20 protein-coding genes and 1 pseudogene are annotated in these 15,223 nt (G+C 68.0%); 18 read left to right on the plus strand and 3 right to left on the minus strand.

Annotation, left to right across the window (positions count from 1 at the left end):
- Window positions 1–28 precede the first annotated feature (28 nt).
- The 4 genes from WD271_12370 to WD271_12385 are packed head-to-tail and all read left to right on the plus strand — an operon-like array spanning window position 29 to window position 3,741.
- A complete protein-coding gene (locus WD271_12370) occupies window positions 29–634 on the plus strand; it encodes a zf-HC2 domain-containing protein (protein MEX1008622.1) in 606 nt (201 codons plus the stop codon).
- Window positions 631–2,439: a copper resistance protein CopC gene (locus tag WD271_12375; protein ID MEX1008623.1), complete on the plus strand. Its 1,809-nt coding sequence runs from the start codon at window positions 631–633 to the stop codon at window positions 2,437–2,439. Before WD271_12370 ends, WD271_12375 begins: the two co-directional genes overlap by 4 nt.
- Window position 2,440: 1 nt before the next feature.
- Window positions 2,441–3,067, plus strand: a complete 627-nt coding sequence (locus WD271_12380; protein MEX1008624.1) for a disulfide bond formation protein B — start codon at window positions 2,441–2,443, stop codon at window positions 3,065–3,067.
- Complete coding sequence (locus WD271_12385; GenBank protein MEX1008625.1) at window positions 3,067–3,741, plus strand: redoxin family protein; 675 nt, start codon at window positions 3,067–3,069, stop codon at window positions 3,739–3,741. The genes WD271_12380 and WD271_12385 overlap by 1 nt, the downstream gene beginning before the upstream one ends.
- On the opposite strand, the gene WD271_12390 is transcribed toward WD271_12385, so the two are convergent.
- On the minus strand, window positions 3,738–4,181 hold the full coding sequence (locus WD271_12390) for a Fur family transcriptional regulator (protein MEX1008626.1): 444 nt from the start codon (window positions 4,179–4,181) through the stop codon (window positions 3,738–3,740). The genes WD271_12385 and WD271_12390 overlap by 4 nt on opposite strands.
- Window positions 4,182–4,219: 38 nt before the next feature.
- Here WD271_12390 and WD271_12395 point away from each other — a divergent pair, with 38 nt between their 5' ends.
- The 5 genes and pseudogenes from WD271_12395 to WD271_12415 all read left to right on the plus strand — a co-directional run bounded on the left by WD271_12395 (window position 4,220) and on the right by WD271_12415 (window position 6,939).
- Window positions 4,220–4,993: a transglutaminase-like domain-containing protein gene (locus WD271_12395; GenBank protein MEX1008627.1), complete on the plus strand. Its 774-nt coding sequence runs from the start codon at window positions 4,220–4,222 to the stop codon at window positions 4,991–4,993.
- Window positions 4,994–5,019: 26 nt separating this feature from the next.
- Complete coding sequence (locus tag WD271_12400; protein MEX1008628.1) at window positions 5,020–5,649, plus strand: LON peptidase substrate-binding domain-containing protein; 630 nt, start codon at window positions 5,020–5,022, stop codon at window positions 5,647–5,649.
- Window positions 5,650–6,106: 457 nt separating this feature from the next.
- A pseudogene (locus WD271_12405) lies at window positions 6,107–6,310 on the plus strand (zinc ribbon domain-containing protein).
- 42 nt (window positions 6,311–6,352) lie between these two features.
- Window positions 6,353–6,697: a hypothetical protein gene (locus tag WD271_12410; protein MEX1008629.1), complete on the plus strand. Its 345-nt coding sequence runs from the start codon at window positions 6,353–6,355 to the stop codon at window positions 6,695–6,697.
- 14 nt (window positions 6,698–6,711) lie between these two features.
- Complete coding sequence (locus tag WD271_12415; protein MEX1008630.1) at window positions 6,712–6,939, plus strand: MoaD/ThiS family protein; 228 nt, start codon at window positions 6,712–6,714, stop codon at window positions 6,937–6,939.
- Here the strand turns inward: WD271_12415 and WD271_12420 are convergent.
- Window positions 6,926–7,183, minus strand: coding sequence for a hypothetical protein (locus WD271_12420; GenBank protein ID MEX1008631.1), 258 nt, complete (start codon window positions 7,181–7,183; stop codon window positions 6,926–6,928). The genes WD271_12415 and WD271_12420 overlap by 14 nt on opposite strands.
- A 1-nt stretch (window position 7,184) precedes the next feature.
- Window positions 7,185–8,429, minus strand: coding sequence for a geranylgeranyl reductase family protein (locus tag WD271_12425; GenBank protein ID MEX1008632.1), 1,245 nt, complete (start codon window positions 8,427–8,429; stop codon window positions 7,185–7,187).
- Window positions 8,430–8,693: 264 nt separating this feature from the next.
- On the opposite strand from WD271_12425, the gene WD271_12430 reads away from it, so the two are divergent.
- From WD271_12430 to WD271_12470, 9 genes are all read left to right on the plus strand, one after another.
- Window positions 8,694–9,230 carry a hypothetical protein gene (locus tag WD271_12430; protein MEX1008633.1) on the plus strand — a complete coding sequence of 179 codons (537 nt, stop codon included), beginning with the start codon at window positions 8,694–8,696 and terminating at the stop codon, window positions 9,228–9,230.
- Window positions 9,230–9,643, plus strand: coding sequence for a 4Fe-4S binding protein (locus WD271_12435; GenBank protein ID MEX1008634.1), 414 nt, complete (start codon window positions 9,230–9,232; stop codon window positions 9,641–9,643). Before WD271_12430 ends, WD271_12435 begins: the two co-directional genes overlap by 1 nt.
- Before the next feature lie 119 nt (window positions 9,644–9,762).
- Window positions 9,763–10,452, plus strand: a complete 690-nt coding sequence (gene extP / locus WD271_12440; protein ID MEX1008635.1) for a selenite/tellurite reduction operon b-type cytochrome ExtP — start codon at window positions 9,763–9,765, stop codon at window positions 10,450–10,452.
- A gap of 10 nt (window positions 10,453–10,462) precedes the next feature.
- Window positions 10,463–11,374, plus strand: coding sequence for a menaquinol-cytochrome c reductase cytochrome b subunit (locus tag WD271_12445; GenBank protein ID MEX1008636.1), 912 nt, complete (start codon window positions 10,463–10,465; stop codon window positions 11,372–11,374).
- A gap of 9 nt (window positions 11,375–11,383) precedes the next feature.
- A complete protein-coding gene (locus tag WD271_12450) occupies window positions 11,384–12,241 on the plus strand; it encodes a ubiquinol-cytochrome c reductase iron-sulfur subunit (GenBank protein MEX1008637.1) in 858 nt (285 codons plus the stop codon).
- A 111-nt stretch (window positions 12,242–12,352) separates the two neighbouring features.
- The gene (locus WD271_12455) at window positions 12,353–13,618 is read left to right on the plus strand and encodes a cytochrome c (protein ID MEX1008638.1); all 1,266 of its coding nucleotides are present in this window, start codon (window positions 12,353–12,355) and stop codon (window positions 13,616–13,618) included.
- 6 nt (window positions 13,619–13,624) lie between these two features.
- A complete protein-coding gene (locus tag WD271_12460) occupies window positions 13,625–14,464 on the plus strand; it encodes a hypothetical protein (protein ID MEX1008639.1) in 840 nt (279 codons plus the stop codon).
- Window positions 14,465–14,466: 2 nt separating this feature from the next.
- Window positions 14,467–14,706 carry a hypothetical protein gene (locus WD271_12465; protein MEX1008640.1) on the plus strand — a complete coding sequence of 80 codons (240 nt, stop codon included), beginning with the start codon at window positions 14,467–14,469 and terminating at the stop codon, window positions 14,704–14,706.
- Between the two features lie 129 nt (window positions 14,707–14,835).
- The gene (locus WD271_12470; GenBank protein ID MEX1008641.1) at window positions 14,836–15,159 is read left to right on the plus strand and encodes a hypothetical protein; all 324 of its coding nucleotides are present in this window, start codon (window positions 14,836–14,838) and stop codon (window positions 15,157–15,159) included.
- Window positions 15,160–15,223 lie beyond the last annotated feature (64 nt).

The following is a 15,223-nucleotide window of genomic DNA, read 5'->3' on the forward strand; positions in this document are numbered from 1 at the left end:
TGGCGCCCTCGTAAGCGACTGACCCGCCATGAGCTGCACTCGAATCCGTCACGCCATCTCCGCCCGTCTCGACGGCGAGGACCCGGGCGTCGAGCGTGCGCTGATCGAAGCCCACCTCGACACCTGCGCCTGGTGCCGCGAGTTCGCCGCGTCGGCCGAGCGGCTCCACCGAACGAGCCGGCTCGCGCCCGCGCCCCAGGTTCCCGACCTCACGCCGGCGATCCTCGCCGCGATCGGCGACGAGCCGGCTCGGGACACTCAGCTCGCGCTGCGGTGGATCCTTGCCGCGCTCGCGTTCGTACAGATCGGTGTGGCGGTTCCTGCCCTGCTCCTCGGATCCGACGCCGGACTTCCGGTGCACGCGGCGCGGCATCTGGGCTCGTTCGACATCGCCGTCGCGGTCGGGTTCCTGTTCGCCGCGTGGCGCCCGTCGCGTATCCCCGGCCTGCTCCCCGTCGTCGCCGCGCTGGTGGCGTGCCTCGTTGGGTCGTCGTTGCTCGACGTGCTCGCCGGCAACACCGGGGCGCTCGGTGAAGCGCACCACGTGACCGACTTCGCCGGGCTCGCGGTGCTGTGGCTGCTGAGCTGTGGATATGTAACGCGCGCGGTCACTCCACGACCGGAGCTCGCGTGACGTCGAAGCGTCTCCTCGCGCTCGGCGCGCTCGTCGTCGCGCTCGTCGTCGCCGGGGCAATGCCCGCGTTCGCGCACACGACGCTGCTCACCACCGAGCCGCAACCCGGCGGCAAGTTCGACAAGTCGCCGCCGGTGATCTCGTTGCGTTTCAGCGAGCCGGTCGAAGTGGCGCTCGGCGGGATCCGTCTCTTCGACGGCGACAGCAACCGGGTCGACGTCGGCGCGGCTGAGCACCCGAATGGCGATGGCAACCGCGTGCAGTCGTCGATCCCGAAGCTCGATGACGGTACGTACGTCGTCACTTGGCGTGTCACGTCCGCCGACGCGCACCCGGTGCAGGGTGCGTTCACGTTCCAGGTCGGCACGAAGGGATTCGTGAAGAACGCCGACGTGCTCGTGAAGCGGCTCCTCGCCAAGCAGGGCGGGAGCATCGTCGTCGGAGTCGTGTACGCGATCGACCGCGTCGCCATCTTCGCGACGCTCGCGTTGTTGATCGGCGGGATCGTGTTCCTGTCGGTGGTGTTCCCTGCCGGCCGCGATTCGCGGCGGGCGCGGATCATCGTGTGGGCCGGGTGGATCGGCGCCGGCGTCGCCACGCTTGCCGGCATCGCACTCGAAGGCGTGTACGGCGCGGCGCTGCCGTTGACGAAGGTGTTCGACCCCTCGGTCGGAAGCGACGTGCTCGAGACGCGCTATGGACGCGTGTCCGTGGTGCGCTTGGTGCTGCTGCTGCTCGCGTACCCCTTGCTGCGCATGCTGCTCTCCCGCCGCCCGGCCGCGGAGCACCCGCTGCCGAAGTGGTGGTTGGTCGCGGCGGGGTTGCTGTCCGTCGGCCTCTCGCTCACCCCCGGGCTCGCGGGACACGCGGCCGCCGGTGACTACACCGGGCTCGCGATCCCCGCCGACGCGATCCACGTGCTCGCGATGGCCTGCTGGCTCGGTGGGCTCGTGCTGCTGCTCGTCGTCGTGCTCGTGCGCACCGATCCCGACGAGCTCCGGCAAGGGATCAATCGCTACTCCGCGCTCGCGCTGGGCGCAATCGTCGCGCTGGTCATCACCGGTTCGTTCCAGGCATGGCGCCAGGTGGGCAGCTTCAGCGCGCTGCGCGACACCGACTACGGGAATCTGCTGATCGCGAAGCTGGTCGCGTTCGCCGCGCTCATCGTCGCGGCCGCGTTCAGCCGCGAGATCGTGAATCGACGCTTCCGCATGCCGCTGCCCGATAACGAGGCCGATGTGCCGATCGAGGTCCCGGTGGCGGTGGGCGCGGTGTCCGGCGGACGCTCCGACGTCGGGCCACCGCCGCTCACGATGGCCCCCGGCGCCAACGGCTTCGACGACGAATGGGAAGAGGGCGACGACGAGACCGAGGTCCGCCGGCTCCGCAGGTCGGTGTTCGTGGAAGTGGTCATCGCGTTCGTCGTGCTCGCGATCACTGCGCTGCTCGTGAACGCGGCGCCCGCACGATCCGTGCAGACCGCGCCGATCTCGATGACGCTCAAGTCGGGAGAGGTGTGGGTCGACGTCGTGATTGCGCCCGGAGTGGCCGGTGGCAACGACATCCACCTCACCGCGCTCCCGGTCGGCAACACGATCACGAACGTCCAGGACATGACGGTGCAACTCACCCGCCCCGGCGCCGATCTTCCGCCCTTCGACGTCCCGCTCCGCAAGCTCGGGCCCGGTCACTACGTCGCGTCGCTCTACGACATTCCGTACTCCGGTGGTTGGCGGATGATCGTGCGCGTGCGCCTCGGTGAGGCCAACGAGGTGGTCCTCACCGGCAAGTTCACGTTGCGCTGACATGCCGAACGTTCGCGTCGCTACCAACTTCTTCCTGGTGCTCACGCTGGTTGCCGACGCGGTGGTCGCGGCGGCGGTGGTGCTCGGCGTCGCCGCGCTCGTGTTCCGGCGCGCGCGAGACGCGTGGTTCGCGGTCGCCCGGTTCGTGGGGCCGCAGGCTCTGCTCGTGGCGTGGATCGTCGCGATCGTCACCACACTCGGCAGCCTCTACTACTCGCTCCACGCCGGCTTCATTCCGTGCGAGCTCTGCTGGTACCAGCGCATCGCGATGTACCCGCTCGTCGTCGTGCTCGGTGTGGGTTGGCTGAGGGGTGACGCGAAGGCGTGGATCACGGCGGCGCCGTTCCTAGTTGTCGGCGCGCCGTTGTCGCTCTACCACTGGCTCGTCGAGCGTGTTCCCAGCTTCGCCGAGGGCTCGTCGTGCTCGACGGTGGCGCCGTGCACCGCACCGTATTTCGAGAAGCTCGGCTTCGTCACCCTCGCGTGGATGTGCATGAGCAGCTTCTTGCTCATCGGCACGATGCTCGCACTTTCCGTTGCCGCACGAGGCGCGCGTGCAGACGCGAAGGCGACCGGTACCGTGACAGAAGTTCCGGTGGCGGTGGAGCACAAGGAGTCGGTCCGCTGATGCAGAAGCGCACATGGCTCGTGGTTGGCTTGATCGCGCTCGTCATCGTGATTGCCGGCGTGATCGCGTTCGCCTCGGGAGGCGACGACGAAAAGGCTCCGAAACCCACTGCTCACGAGACGGGCCCGGTGTCCGTCGACGGGACCGTGCTCCCCCGGTACACCGGTCAGGGCGACGACCCGGCGATCGGCGAGACGATCCCCACCCTCGAGGGTGTTTCGTTCGACGGATCGCCGATCACCGTCGGACCCAACGGCAAGCCGCAGGCGATCGTCTTCCTCTCGCACAGCTGCCCGCACTGCCAGGAGGAGGTTCCCCTCGTCGTGCAACTCGAGAAGACAGGGAAGCTCGCGGGCGTCGACGTCAACGCGGTTGCGACGAACACGAACCCTGCGTACGGCTCGTACCCAGGCCCCGGCAACTACCCGCCGTCAGCGTGGTTGAAGCGGGAGCACTGGCCGTACCCCGTGCTCGCCGACAGCGAGAAGTTCACGGCTCTCGTGGCCTACGGGCTCACCGCGTTCCCGTACTTCGTGTTTGTCGACGCCGACGGGAAGGTGGTTGGGCGCGCCACGGGCGAGATCCCGGCCAACACCCTCGTCGAGATCTTCAAGGCACTCGCGACTGGCGAGGCGCTGCCGCTCGCGGGAGGCGCGAGTACAACCGCGAATTAGGCACAGCGCTTGCACAGGCCGACGAGGTCGACGCGGTGGCGTTGCGTGCGAAAGCCGGTCGTGCGGGTGACCGCGGCCGCCGCGGCCGCCACCGATCGTTCGAGTCCGGCCGACGCGGGGATGTCTTCCACGCGCCCGCACGACGCGCAGATGAGATGGTGGTGATGGCCCGCGAGGTCCTCGGCCAGCTCCCAGCGCGCGAAGTCGTCGGTTCCCACGACGCGGTGCACGATGCCCGCCTCTTCGAGCACCACGAGGTTGCGGTAGACGGAGCTCTGCGCGAGCTCGCGACGGCGGGCGAGGATCTCGGGGATCGTGAGTGGCCGGGGCGCGGTGGTGAACGTGTTCACGAGCGCCTCGCGGTTGGCGGTGAGCCGTTGTCCCACACTGTGGAGGCGCGCGGCGGCCGCTTCACGAACGTCGTCGGGACTCGCCGTCATCGGCGAGGAGTGTACCGGCGGCTACTACCGTCAGCTTCGTGGATGTAGCCCGGCGGTTCGACGACGTCGTGCAGCGTGCCGAGTCCAGCATCGCGCTCGACGAGGCGTGCTTCCTCATCGCCGCGCATGCACACCCGGACGTCGACGTCGACGCGCGCTGCGAGCAGCTCGATGCGCTCGCCGCGTCGCTCGGTGCCGACGACGCCGGCGCGCTCGCGCACGCGCTGTTCGCCGAGCTGGGCTTCGCCGGCAACACGGTCGACTACGGAGACCCGAACAACTCCTACCTCGACGCTGTGCTCGATCGGCGACTGGGCATCCCGATCACGCTCTCGGTCCTGATGATCGAGATCGGTCGCCGACTCGGCATCGCCGTCCATGGCGTCGGGATGCCCGGACACTTCCTCGTCGGTGCGGGAGCGAGCGAGTGGTACGACCCCTTCAACGGCGGGATCCGGCTCGACGACATGGCGTGCGCCGAACGCTTCGCAGAGATCCAGGGTCGCGCCGCGTTCCATCGCGACTATCTCGCGCCCGTCGGTCCGCTCGCGATCCTCGATCGCATGCTCGCCAATCTGCAACACTCGTTGATCGAGCGCGATCCGGCGCGGGCAGCATGGCCCACGCGCCTTCGCCTCCGGATCCCGGGAATCTCACCGGCGCGGCGCGCCGAGCTGGCAGCGTTGCTCGGAAGCCTCGGGCAGTTCTCCGAAGCCGCGACCGAGCTCGACGCGGTCGCGCGAGAGATACCCGGCGCCGGTTCCGAGCAAGTGGCGCAGGCGGCTGCTCGATTCCGCGCGCGCGCCAACTGACGACGACGGGCCGGTAGCGTTTGGACGTGGCGTCGAAGGTATTCCCGATGTTCCCGCTGGAGCACGTGTTGTTCCCGAACGCCCCACTCCCACTCCACATCTTCGAGCCGCGCTACCGCGAGCTCACGGAGAAGTGCTTGCGCGGCGACGGACGCTTCGGTGTCGTCCTGATCTCGCGTGGGTCTCACGTCGGTGGCGGTGACTCGCGGTACTCGGTCGGAACGGTCGCGCGCATCGTCGAAGCTGCGCGCACGCCCGACGGTCGGTACCTGCTCGCGACCGTCGGTGTCGAACGGCTCCGCGTGCGGCGCTGGCTCCCCGACGATCCGTATCCCCGCGCGGAGATCGATGTGATCGCCGAGCCCAAGCGCGTTGCCCCACGCGCCACCGACCAGCGCGCCGCCATCGAGCTGCTGCTCAAGCGCGTGCTCGCGCTGTGGGCGGAGCTCGGACAGCCTGCACCCGGCGTCGATGCCGTGCAGCTCGACGCTGATCCCTTGCGCGCGTCGTTCGAGGCGGCCGCGATGGCGCCGATCGGTCCGCTCGACGCGCAGCGCTTGATCGAGCTCGACGATCCGTGCGATCGGTTCGAGCAGCTCGAGGCGCTGCTCAACGACGAAGTCGAGCTGCTGCAGATGCGCCTCGCCCAGGGCTGAGCGCGAGAAGGCTGAGCGCCCGCCGCGCCTGTCCGGCGCACGTGGCGGCTCGCAGGGAGCGAGCGAATTGGACAGGTAGGGGCTCAACTGGATTTGTTTGCGCGGCTGGTGGGAGTGGATTCCGCACTCAGCCCCGGCGTGTGCCGGCTTTGGTGTGCTGGGCGCGCCGCGTCGTTCTTGAGTGTCGTACCCGGTGTTTAGGGTCGGGGGGTGTTTCGGACCTATCAGGCAGTGCTGCAGCCCACGGCAGGACAGTCGTTGCGGCTGGAGCGGTTGTTGGGCTCCCAGCGCGAGTTGTACAACGCGGCGTTGGAGGAACGGATCGGGGTGTGGCGGTGGCAGCGCCGCTCGGTGAGCCGCTTCGAGCAGTTCCGAGCCTTGACCGGTTGGGAGCATCCGATCTTGGAGTTCGGGATCTGCCCGGCTCGGGGGACGTTGACTCGTCTGGACCGGACGCGAAACGATCGCGGTGAACCCTCGGCACACCTCACAGACCTGCGCCGACTGCGGCCACGTCGACACGCAAAACCGCGATGGCATCGCGTTCTGCTGTCGCCGCTGTGGCCATGTCGCGCATGCGGATGTGAACGCGGCCCGTAACATCCTCAGGGCCGGGCTGGCCCAACGCTCCGAGCGAGAAGCCGACCGACACGCCGCATGAACCGCGCGACTTGTTCGTCGGCAGGCCCTAGCCTGGTGCTCTGTGGACGACGCGCAGGCACGCGAGCGGTTGGAAGCCGAACGGGCGCGCGTCGAGGGTCTGGCCCACGAGCTGCGCGGGGAGCTCGGTTCGGAAGGCGACAACAGCTCCGAGCTCGCCGACTTCGACCAGCACCCAGCCGACACGGCGCCCGAGACGTTCGAGCGCGAGAAGGACCTCTCGATCCTCGAACAGCTCGAGTCCGAGCTTGCCGAGCTCCAGGCCGCGCTCGAACGGATCGACAACGGAACCTACGGCGTCGACGAAGTCACCGGCGAGCCCATCGATCCCGCGCGACTCGACGCATTGCCTGCGGCACGCACGAACGTGGGTCAGGAGCGCAACTGACCGTCCGGCTGCGATTGTTCGCACAGGCGCGCGAAGCGGCAGGGCGCGCCGACGACCACTACGAGGCCGCGAGCCTCGGGCAGCTTCTCGATGCCGCGCGTGCCCGATACGGCGCCCAGTTCGGTGCGGTGCTCGACAACGCACGCGTGTGGGTGAACGGCGACGAGCCCGACAACGGCGATGCAACCATTCTCTCGAACGGCGACGAAGTGGCCGTCCTTCCGCCAGTCAGCGGCGGTTGACGCGGTCCTGCAACCGCGTGACCAGACCCGGCACCGCCACGATGCCGGTATAGATCAAGATCGCGAGTGCAACTGCAAGCAGCCACTCGATGAGGGTCGACACCGTGCTGTCGACGCTGTCCTCACCGGCGCCGAGGGCGTCGACGAAGTCGCGCACGTAGGGCATGAGCAACAGCACGACGACCGCGACCGTGACCACCGCCGCACCCACCTTGCCACCAACCCGCGTGGAGGCCTTCGTCATCTCACCGGTCCGGCATGACGGCGACGAGCGCCGCCACCGCCTTGTATGCCGCTTCGGCAGGGCCGAGCTCGTCGGGGCGCAGCAGGTTCGCCATGATGCGGAGCACCCACTCCATGAGCGGGCGCGACTGCATGCCCACGCGCGTGAGCTCGCGCATGACTGCCGGGTTGCCGATCGCGCGCACGAACAGGCGCGCCACCTTCCAATAGAGCGCGTACGCCTGCTCGAGCTGCTCGAGGTACTGCGTGAGCGCCAGACCGTCGCCGGACACGATCGCGCCCGACACCGCGCCGGCCGCGAAGCGCCCGGTCTCGTACGCGACCGAGATGCCCTCGCCGTTGAACGGGTTCACCGAACCCGCGGCATCGCCCACCACGAGCCAGTTGGGGCCGATGTTGGGTGACGACGAGCCACCCGTGGGCAACATGCCGCCGGTGGGCGGGCCGCACGAGGTCTCCGGTGAGATCCCCCAACGAGCTGGTGCAGTGGCGATGAACGCGTCCATCAGCGTGCTGGTGTTGATGTCCTTCCAACCGGCGAATGTCGAGAGCAACCCGACGCCGACGTTCACGGTGCCGTCGCCCACCGGGAAGATCCAGCCGTAGCCGGGCAGATGACGACCCTCGCGGTCGCGCAGGTCGAGGTGGCTCTCGATCCACGGCTCGTCGTGGAAGGGGCTGGTGAAGTAGCCGCGGATGGCCATGCCGAGTGGATAGGTACGGTCGCGCACCGTGCCGATCGCTCGCCCGAAGCGGGAGTTCGCGCCGTCGGCAACCACGACGTACTTCGCGCGCACGGGTTGCGTGGTGCCGTCACGCTTGATGGCCGCGCCGGTGACGAGTCCGTCGTCGATGAGTGGTGCGACAGCCTCTGCCGCCGACCACAGCGTGGCGCCGGCTTTCACCGCTCGCTCGGCCACCATCTCGTCGAGGTCTCGGCGCCGAACCACGTACCCGTACGAGGGAAAGTCCCGATGTTCGGGCCAGCGCAACTCGAGGGTCACACCGTGTGCGATCGATCGCAGGCCGTCGAACCGCAGGAACTGCTCGAGCGGCTCGGCGAGCCCCATGTCGTGGAGCTGGCGTACGGCGCGTGGCGTGAGCCCGTCGCCGCAGGTCTTCTCACGAGGGAAGCGCTTCTTGTCGACCACGAGAACTCGATGCCCGGCGTCGGCGAGCCAGTGCGCGGCCGACGCTCCGGCAGGGCCCGCGCCCACCACCAGCACATCCCACGGAGGCGTGCTCATGGCCGGCTCCGTGCCGGAACGGATGACGTGCGCGCTTGTGCGCTTGTGATCGCGTCACGCGACTCGCGCCGTGTCATGCACGCATCGTCGCGCGACGCCGCCGCGCGCGCCGACTCACAGGATCTGTTGGCACGACTTGTTGGCACGACGTATTGGCACGACCCCTGAATAGGCCGTGGGTTCCGATAGCGTGATAGGAAGCTGTCGAGACCTCCGTCAGCGCCCAAGAACCGCCGATGGGACCCTTGGAGGACCAGGCGCACGATGCCCAACCTGATCCCGGACTGGTTGCCATGGATGCGGCCTGCCGGCCGATTGATCTGGGCGTGCGCCCTCCTCGCGATTGGTCTCGGCATCGCATTCTGGCTGTTCAAGCGGCCCAAGCCGGACCGCCCCGCGACTTGGTCGGAGTGCATGGCGGGCGCGGTCGGCGTGTTCGCGCTGATGACGCTCGGCTACGCGGTGATACCCCACGAGTTCATCACGTTCTCCGACAAGTACCTGCAGTGGGACACCACGAAGTTCGTCTTCCGGGCCAGCCAGGACATCTTCTTCCTCCCGATTCACTGGCCGTTCACGATGGACCAGAAGGCGGTGCGCGACATCATCGTCGTCGGCATCTACAGCGTGCTCTTCGGGCTCAACCTGGTCTTGTTCGCGCAGTGGCAGAACCGCGGCAAGGAACCCGCCGCGGCCACCGAAGCCACGCCGCGCACGTCGCGCTTCGGGCGCCCGTTGCGGCGCGCTCGGTCGGCGCCCGCGCCCGTCACCAGCACGGTATCCGGGAACGGTGAGAGCTGATGGCACGCGCCGACGCCAACCCGCCCATGCCCGACTTCGTGACCGACTATGAGCTGCAGGAGGTCGACGCGTCGTACCTCACGAGCGCGGTCAAGCCCAAGCAGTTCCTCCACATCGACCAGGCCGAGTGCATTCTGTGCGAAGGGTGCGTCGACATCTGTCCGTGGAAGTGCATCCACATGGTGTCGGTGAACGCGATCGCCGACGCCGTGAATACGGAGCAGCCCGGCGAAGACCCGCGCGACCACGTCGCGTTCATCGTCGACGAAGACATCTGCACGCGGTGCGCGCTCTGCGTCGACCGCTGCCCAACCGGAGTGATCATCCTCGGCAAGCTCCAGCCCGACGTTGCCGAGGGTGATCTCCACGCACGGACCGCGCGTCACGGCTACGCGTACGGTGTGCGCTTCTAGAGGTTCGAGGAGACAGGTTCGTGGCCAACGGCAACGGGAGCAACGGAAGCGGGAAGAGCCTCGCCAAGGTGCTCGACAACGTCGACGACAAGGTTCGCGGCTCGCAAGCGTGGACCGCGATCTTCCGCCCGGGATCGGTGTTCCGTCGCGGCTACACCGACAGTCCCCGCAACCGTTCCTACGTGATCATGAACAACGTGCTGTACCACCTTCACCCGGTGAAGGTGAAGCGGCACGCGGTGAAGGTGTCGTACACCCTCTGCCTCGGCGGCCTGTCGTTCTTCCTCTTCATCCTGCTCACGGTCACCGGTATCTTCCTGATGTTCTTCTACCGGCCCACCGCGGCTGCAGCGTGGCCGACGGTCCGCGAGCTCGAGACCGCGGTCACCTTCGGATCGCTCGTTCGCAACATGCACCGCTGGGGCGCGCACCTCATGGTGCTCACGGTCTTCCTGCACATGAGCCGGGTTTTCTACCACGGCGCGTACAAGGCGCCACGCGAGTTCAACTGGGTCATCGGTGTGGTGCTGCTCCTCCTGACGCTGCTGCTGTCGTTCACCGGATACCTGCTTCCGTGGGACCAGCTCGCGTTGTGGGCGGTCACCGTCGGTACGAACATGGCGGGCTACACGCCGGTATTCGGTACGTCGGTGAAGTATGTCTTGTTGGGGTCGAGGGAGATCAGTAGCGAGACACTCCTTCGGTGGTACGTCCTCCACGTGCTGTTGTTGCCGTTCGTGATCGTGATCTTCATGGCGGTGCACTTCTGGCGCGTCCGGAAGGACGGCGGCGTCTCGGGTCCGTTGTAGGGGTGCTGCGATGACCGAGATCCCCGAACACCTTCTGCAACGGAGCAAGGAGCGCCGCAAGGCGCTCGGCCTCCCCGTGCCGGGCGAGGAAGCCAGTGAAGAGGAGGGAGCGAGCGAGGCTGCGCCCGCCGAGGCCGCGTCCACCGAAGAGACTGAAGGAGCTGCCGAGGCTCCTGCTGCCGCGCCCGCGGCCGCCGCGTCGACTGAGTCGGCGCCGATCGGCGACGTCGAGCTTCCCGGAGGCGGCCGTATCCCCGCGCACCTGCTCCAGCGCAGCCGCGACCGACGGATCGCGCTCGGGCTCGAAGTTCCCGGCGCGCCGGCAGGTGGCGCGCCCGCGGGTGCGGAAGTCCCTGCCGCGGCTGGAGCCGCGCGTGCCGCGACCGCCACCGCCACGCTCCCCGCACCCACGGTCACCGGCCCCGGCGGTCACACGCAGCGGCTGCTCACGGTGGTCAAGTCGGGCTCCATTCAGGAGACGCGCGCGGAAGCAGTGGACAAGGTGCACACGTGGCCGCACCTCTTGGTGGTGGAGTTCGCCGCGCTGCTGATCGTCACCGCGGGGCTCACGATCTTCTCGGCTCTTGTACGCGCGCCACTGCTGCAACTCGCCGACTTCAACAAAACGCCCAACCCGTCGAAGGCGCCGTGGTACTTCCTCGGCCTCCAAGAGCTGCTCACGATGTTCCACCCGATGGTCGCCGGTGTGACCATTCCCACTATGGCGCTCTTGCTGCTCATGGTGGCGCCCTTCGTCGACAAGAACCCGTCCCACAACCCGAAGGACCGCAAGTTCGCGATTTCGATCTTCACTCTCTTCGTGATGCTCTGGGCGGTCCTCGTCATCATCGGTTCGTTCTTCCGGGGCCCCGGCTTCAACTTCGTGTTCCCCTGGAACGACGGCATCTTCTTCGAGTTGTAGGAGCCGACGTTGGAAATCGCCGTCCTCATCGCCGGGTTGTTGGTGCTGGCGGTCGTGGCCGTACTGGTCACGGGTCGGCAGCGCTCGACCACTGGGAGGCTCGCTCGCGAGACGCGCAAGAGCGATCGCTCGGCCGGCCCCGAAGCGGTCGTGCCGGAAGGCGAAGAGTCGATCGAGGAGGAAGCGGAGGAGGCACGCGCGCGCGCCGACGAGGCGCGTCACGCGATCGAGTCCGGCGCGAGCGTCGGAGAGGTGGTGCCGTCGGCCGCGAAGACGCCGGCGGTCTACGAGCCGGTCGACGAGGAACAGCTCGGCGTCACGCGGCGGCAGTTCTTCAACCGTTCGATCCTCGCTGGTAGTGGCATCGGCCTCGGCGCGTTCGGTGTGGCGTCACTGGCGTTCCTCTGGCCGTCGGGCGGCGCCGCCTCCCAGGTGAAGGTCGCCGTGGGATCGGAGGCCGACGTCAAGACCGCGTTCGACGCCAAGATCCCCTTCTACAACGCCACCGCCAAGACCTACATCGTCGCCTACCCCAAGGCCGACCTCCCCAAGGCCAAGAAGGTCTACAACCCCCTCGTCTTCGCCGGGATGCAAGAGGGCTACGTCGCCCTCTACCAGAAGTGCGTGCACCTCGGGTGCCGTGTGCCCTGGTGTGAGAGCTCGCAGTGGTTCGAGTGCCCGTGCCACGGTTCCAAGTACAACCGGGTCGGCGAGAAGCGGGAGGGCCCGGCGCCACGGGGGCTCGACCGGTTCCCGCTCGAGATCTCCGGCGGCAACATCGTCGTCGACACCGGCAACCTCCAGATCGGGCCGGCGATCGGCACCAACACCACTGGTCAGAGCCCGGAGGGCGCGCCCTGTGTGTAATGCAGGAGCCCAAGCCCGAGCGGCCCGGCGCACGCGAGCGAACGTCCGCGAGCCGGGTATCCCGGCTCGCAGGGAGCGAGCCATCGTGCAAGCGCCGAGAGCGGGCAACCGGTGAGCTTCCGCACCACGCTGATCCTCATCAACCTGTTCGCGGTCGGTGGTCTGCTGATCTTCATCGGGTACCGCGTCGTGAGCCTGCGCCGCAACCCGGAGCCGAGGCAGCCCGAGAACCTCACGCCGTTCTTCGACGACGACGTGCTCGAGGGTCCGCACCTCGAGCGCGTGCTCGGTGTCGCGCTCGTCGCGCTGGTGATCTCGGTCGTCGCGCTCATCGGCTACTTCCTGTGGGAGCCGTTCCGCGCAGCCGACGCGACGGAGGCCTTCAAGGAGCGGTCGATCGCACGCGGCGAGCTCCTCTTCGCCGGTCCCGCCTCACCCGCGTTCGACAGCGCGAAGTCGCAGAACTGCGCACGGTGCCACGGCAACAACGCCGAAGGCGGCAGCGCCAAGCAGGTGATCAAGAGCACCGATCCCCGCTGCAGCCTCGAGCAGAAGGTCAACGAGAAGCTCGAGGAGTCACAGCCTTACTGTCTTCCGCAGCAGGTCGACTGGGCCGCGCCGAACCTCACGCTCGCGCCGTTGCGGTACTCGCGCGCGCAGCTCACGCAGATCATCACCTACGGGCGCCCGGGCACACCCATGCCGGCGTGGGGGTTCAAGAGTGGGAAGGGCGCGCTCAACGAGCAGAGCATCCAGGACCTCGTCAACTACGTGGACAGCATCTCCACCACTCCCGACAAGGCACAGACGGGGGCCGTGAAGGACGCCGAGGCGATGCGCAAGACGCTCGATGACCCCGAGGTGCAGGGCGCTGCCGACAAGTGGGTTGCCGACTCGGCCGCAGGACTCGCCCAGGCACAAGCGGCGCTCGACGCCCTGCCGGCCGACGCCACCGACAGCCAGCGGAGCACGGCCGAGGGACGCGTCGAGCTCGCGACGGAGCAGGCGCGTGTCGCGGCCGCGTGGCAGGAGACCACCCGGAACGCAACCGACGGCCAGGTGCTCTTCATGAACAACTGCGCGCGCTGCCACACGCGCGGTTGGACCTACTTCAATCCCCTCGATCCGCAGGGGAACCCGGCGCCGGGTCCGATGGGTGGCGGCGCGTACGGACCCAACCTCAGAGACGGTGACGTCTCCCGGCAGTTCCCGTCGCCGCTCTACGACGCCGACTACTTCGGCTGGATCTCCGCGGGAGTGCCCGCCTTCGAGTCGTACGGTGTCCGCGGGATCTCGTCGGGGCGGATGCCGCACTTCGGCGCCGTGCTCACGAAAGCTCAGATCGAAGCCATCATGGAATACGAGCGGAACCTGTAGGTCGACGTGTCGCTCACCCTCGCCTCCGAGCTCCTCCACAAGGGGCTGTGGTACCCGACGATCCTCGGCGTCCTCGTCGTGGTCGCGGCCATCGGGCTGTTCTGTGGGTCGATCTATCTGCTGCTCGGCACCAACCTCGGCGCGCGCCTCGGCTTCCTCGTCGCCTTCACCGGGCTCATGGGCTTCATGGTGATCCTCACGCTCCTCTGGTGCACCACCGCGTCGCCGATCAACACGTTGAGGGGGCGGATCCCGAAGTGGGAGGTGAAGCAGGTCGTCACCGACCTCGACACGGCGAAGATCGCGGCAGTGCGCGACATCCAGAAGCAGCAGTACCACGTCAAGGCCACCAATCCAGAAGCTGCGAACGTGAAGGCCGCGGTCGACGCGGTGCTCGTGCCCAAGGAGGACACTCCCACCGAGCCGCTCGGGCCCCACGACAACGACTTCGCGATCCCGGAGTTCAGCGACGTCACGAAGTACCTGATCAGCGACACCTACGAGATCGGCGGCAGCAGCCCGCAGTTCTGGAAGGGGCAGTTCACCCACGATCCGGAGTACGCGGTGGCGAAGTTCTGCGAGGTCGCGGCCGCGCCCGAGGACCGGCCCTCGGTGCTGCCGCCGCTCCCGGCGGAGTGCGCTCCCGGCGGGAAGGCGGGCTTCGTCGTGCTCAGCCGGAACCTCGGGTCGCTGCGCGTGCCGCCGTTCGTCGCGTTCGCCATGGCGTCGATCCTGTTCGTGCTCGGCCTGCTGATGCTCCATTGGCGAGAGAGGGACGAGATGGAGCAGAAGGCGCAGGCCGAAAGGCCCGCGCCGAGCCCCGCTCGAGTTCCGGCAAAGGTGTGACCATGTTGCGTCGGCTTCGCCTCGCCATCCTCCTCGCGCTGAGCGCGGCCTCGGTCCTCGTGTTGCTCGCGGTTCCGTCCGGCGCGCAGCAGCTCGTCGATGCGGGCAAGCAAGGCGACGGCTCCGGTGGTCTCGCGTTCGTGCTCTTCGCCGTGATGGTGTTCATCTGCGCCGGCGCGATGTTCTTCATGGACCGCGTGCGCCGCAGCCGTCTCCGCCAAGAAGACGACGCCCCGCAGTAGCCGGGCGGAGTGAGGCCTACCTTCTGGCCATCTAGCTCCACCAAAATGTATACTTGCTGGCGGGTACGTACATCAGAAGGCGTGCTCGCGCACGCGCGCAATCCGGGTTGGCCGAACGCGGACCCGACTGTGCTCACTGAATCTCAACTCGGCATGGCATTGCGCCGGCGTATCGAAGACCTCGAGCGCGGACGCTGGGCTGAACACGACCAGCTCTTCTACGCGAGGACACCATCGCGCAAGGAGATCGACTTCGTCGGCGCGCGCCTCGACCCTGTCGCCGTCGAGGGCAAGTACGTCGAATCCGACCGATGGGCGCGCGCCGCCGCCACGGTGAACGCGTCCCATTGGTCCGGGATCCTCGCGACCCGGAACGTGCTCGACATGAGCGCTGAGGGAACCGGGGCGTGGGCAGTACCCGCTGGCCTCCTCGCGTACGCCATCGATACGTAAGTCGGCACGCTAAGGGCCTGCCGACGAACAAGTCGCGCGATCTTACGCGGCGTGTTGGTCGGCT

The organism is Acidimicrobiia bacterium, from assembly GCA_040880805.1.
Taxonomy (GTDB): Bacteria; Actinomycetota; Acidimicrobiia; order IMCC26256; family DASPTH01; genus DASPTH01.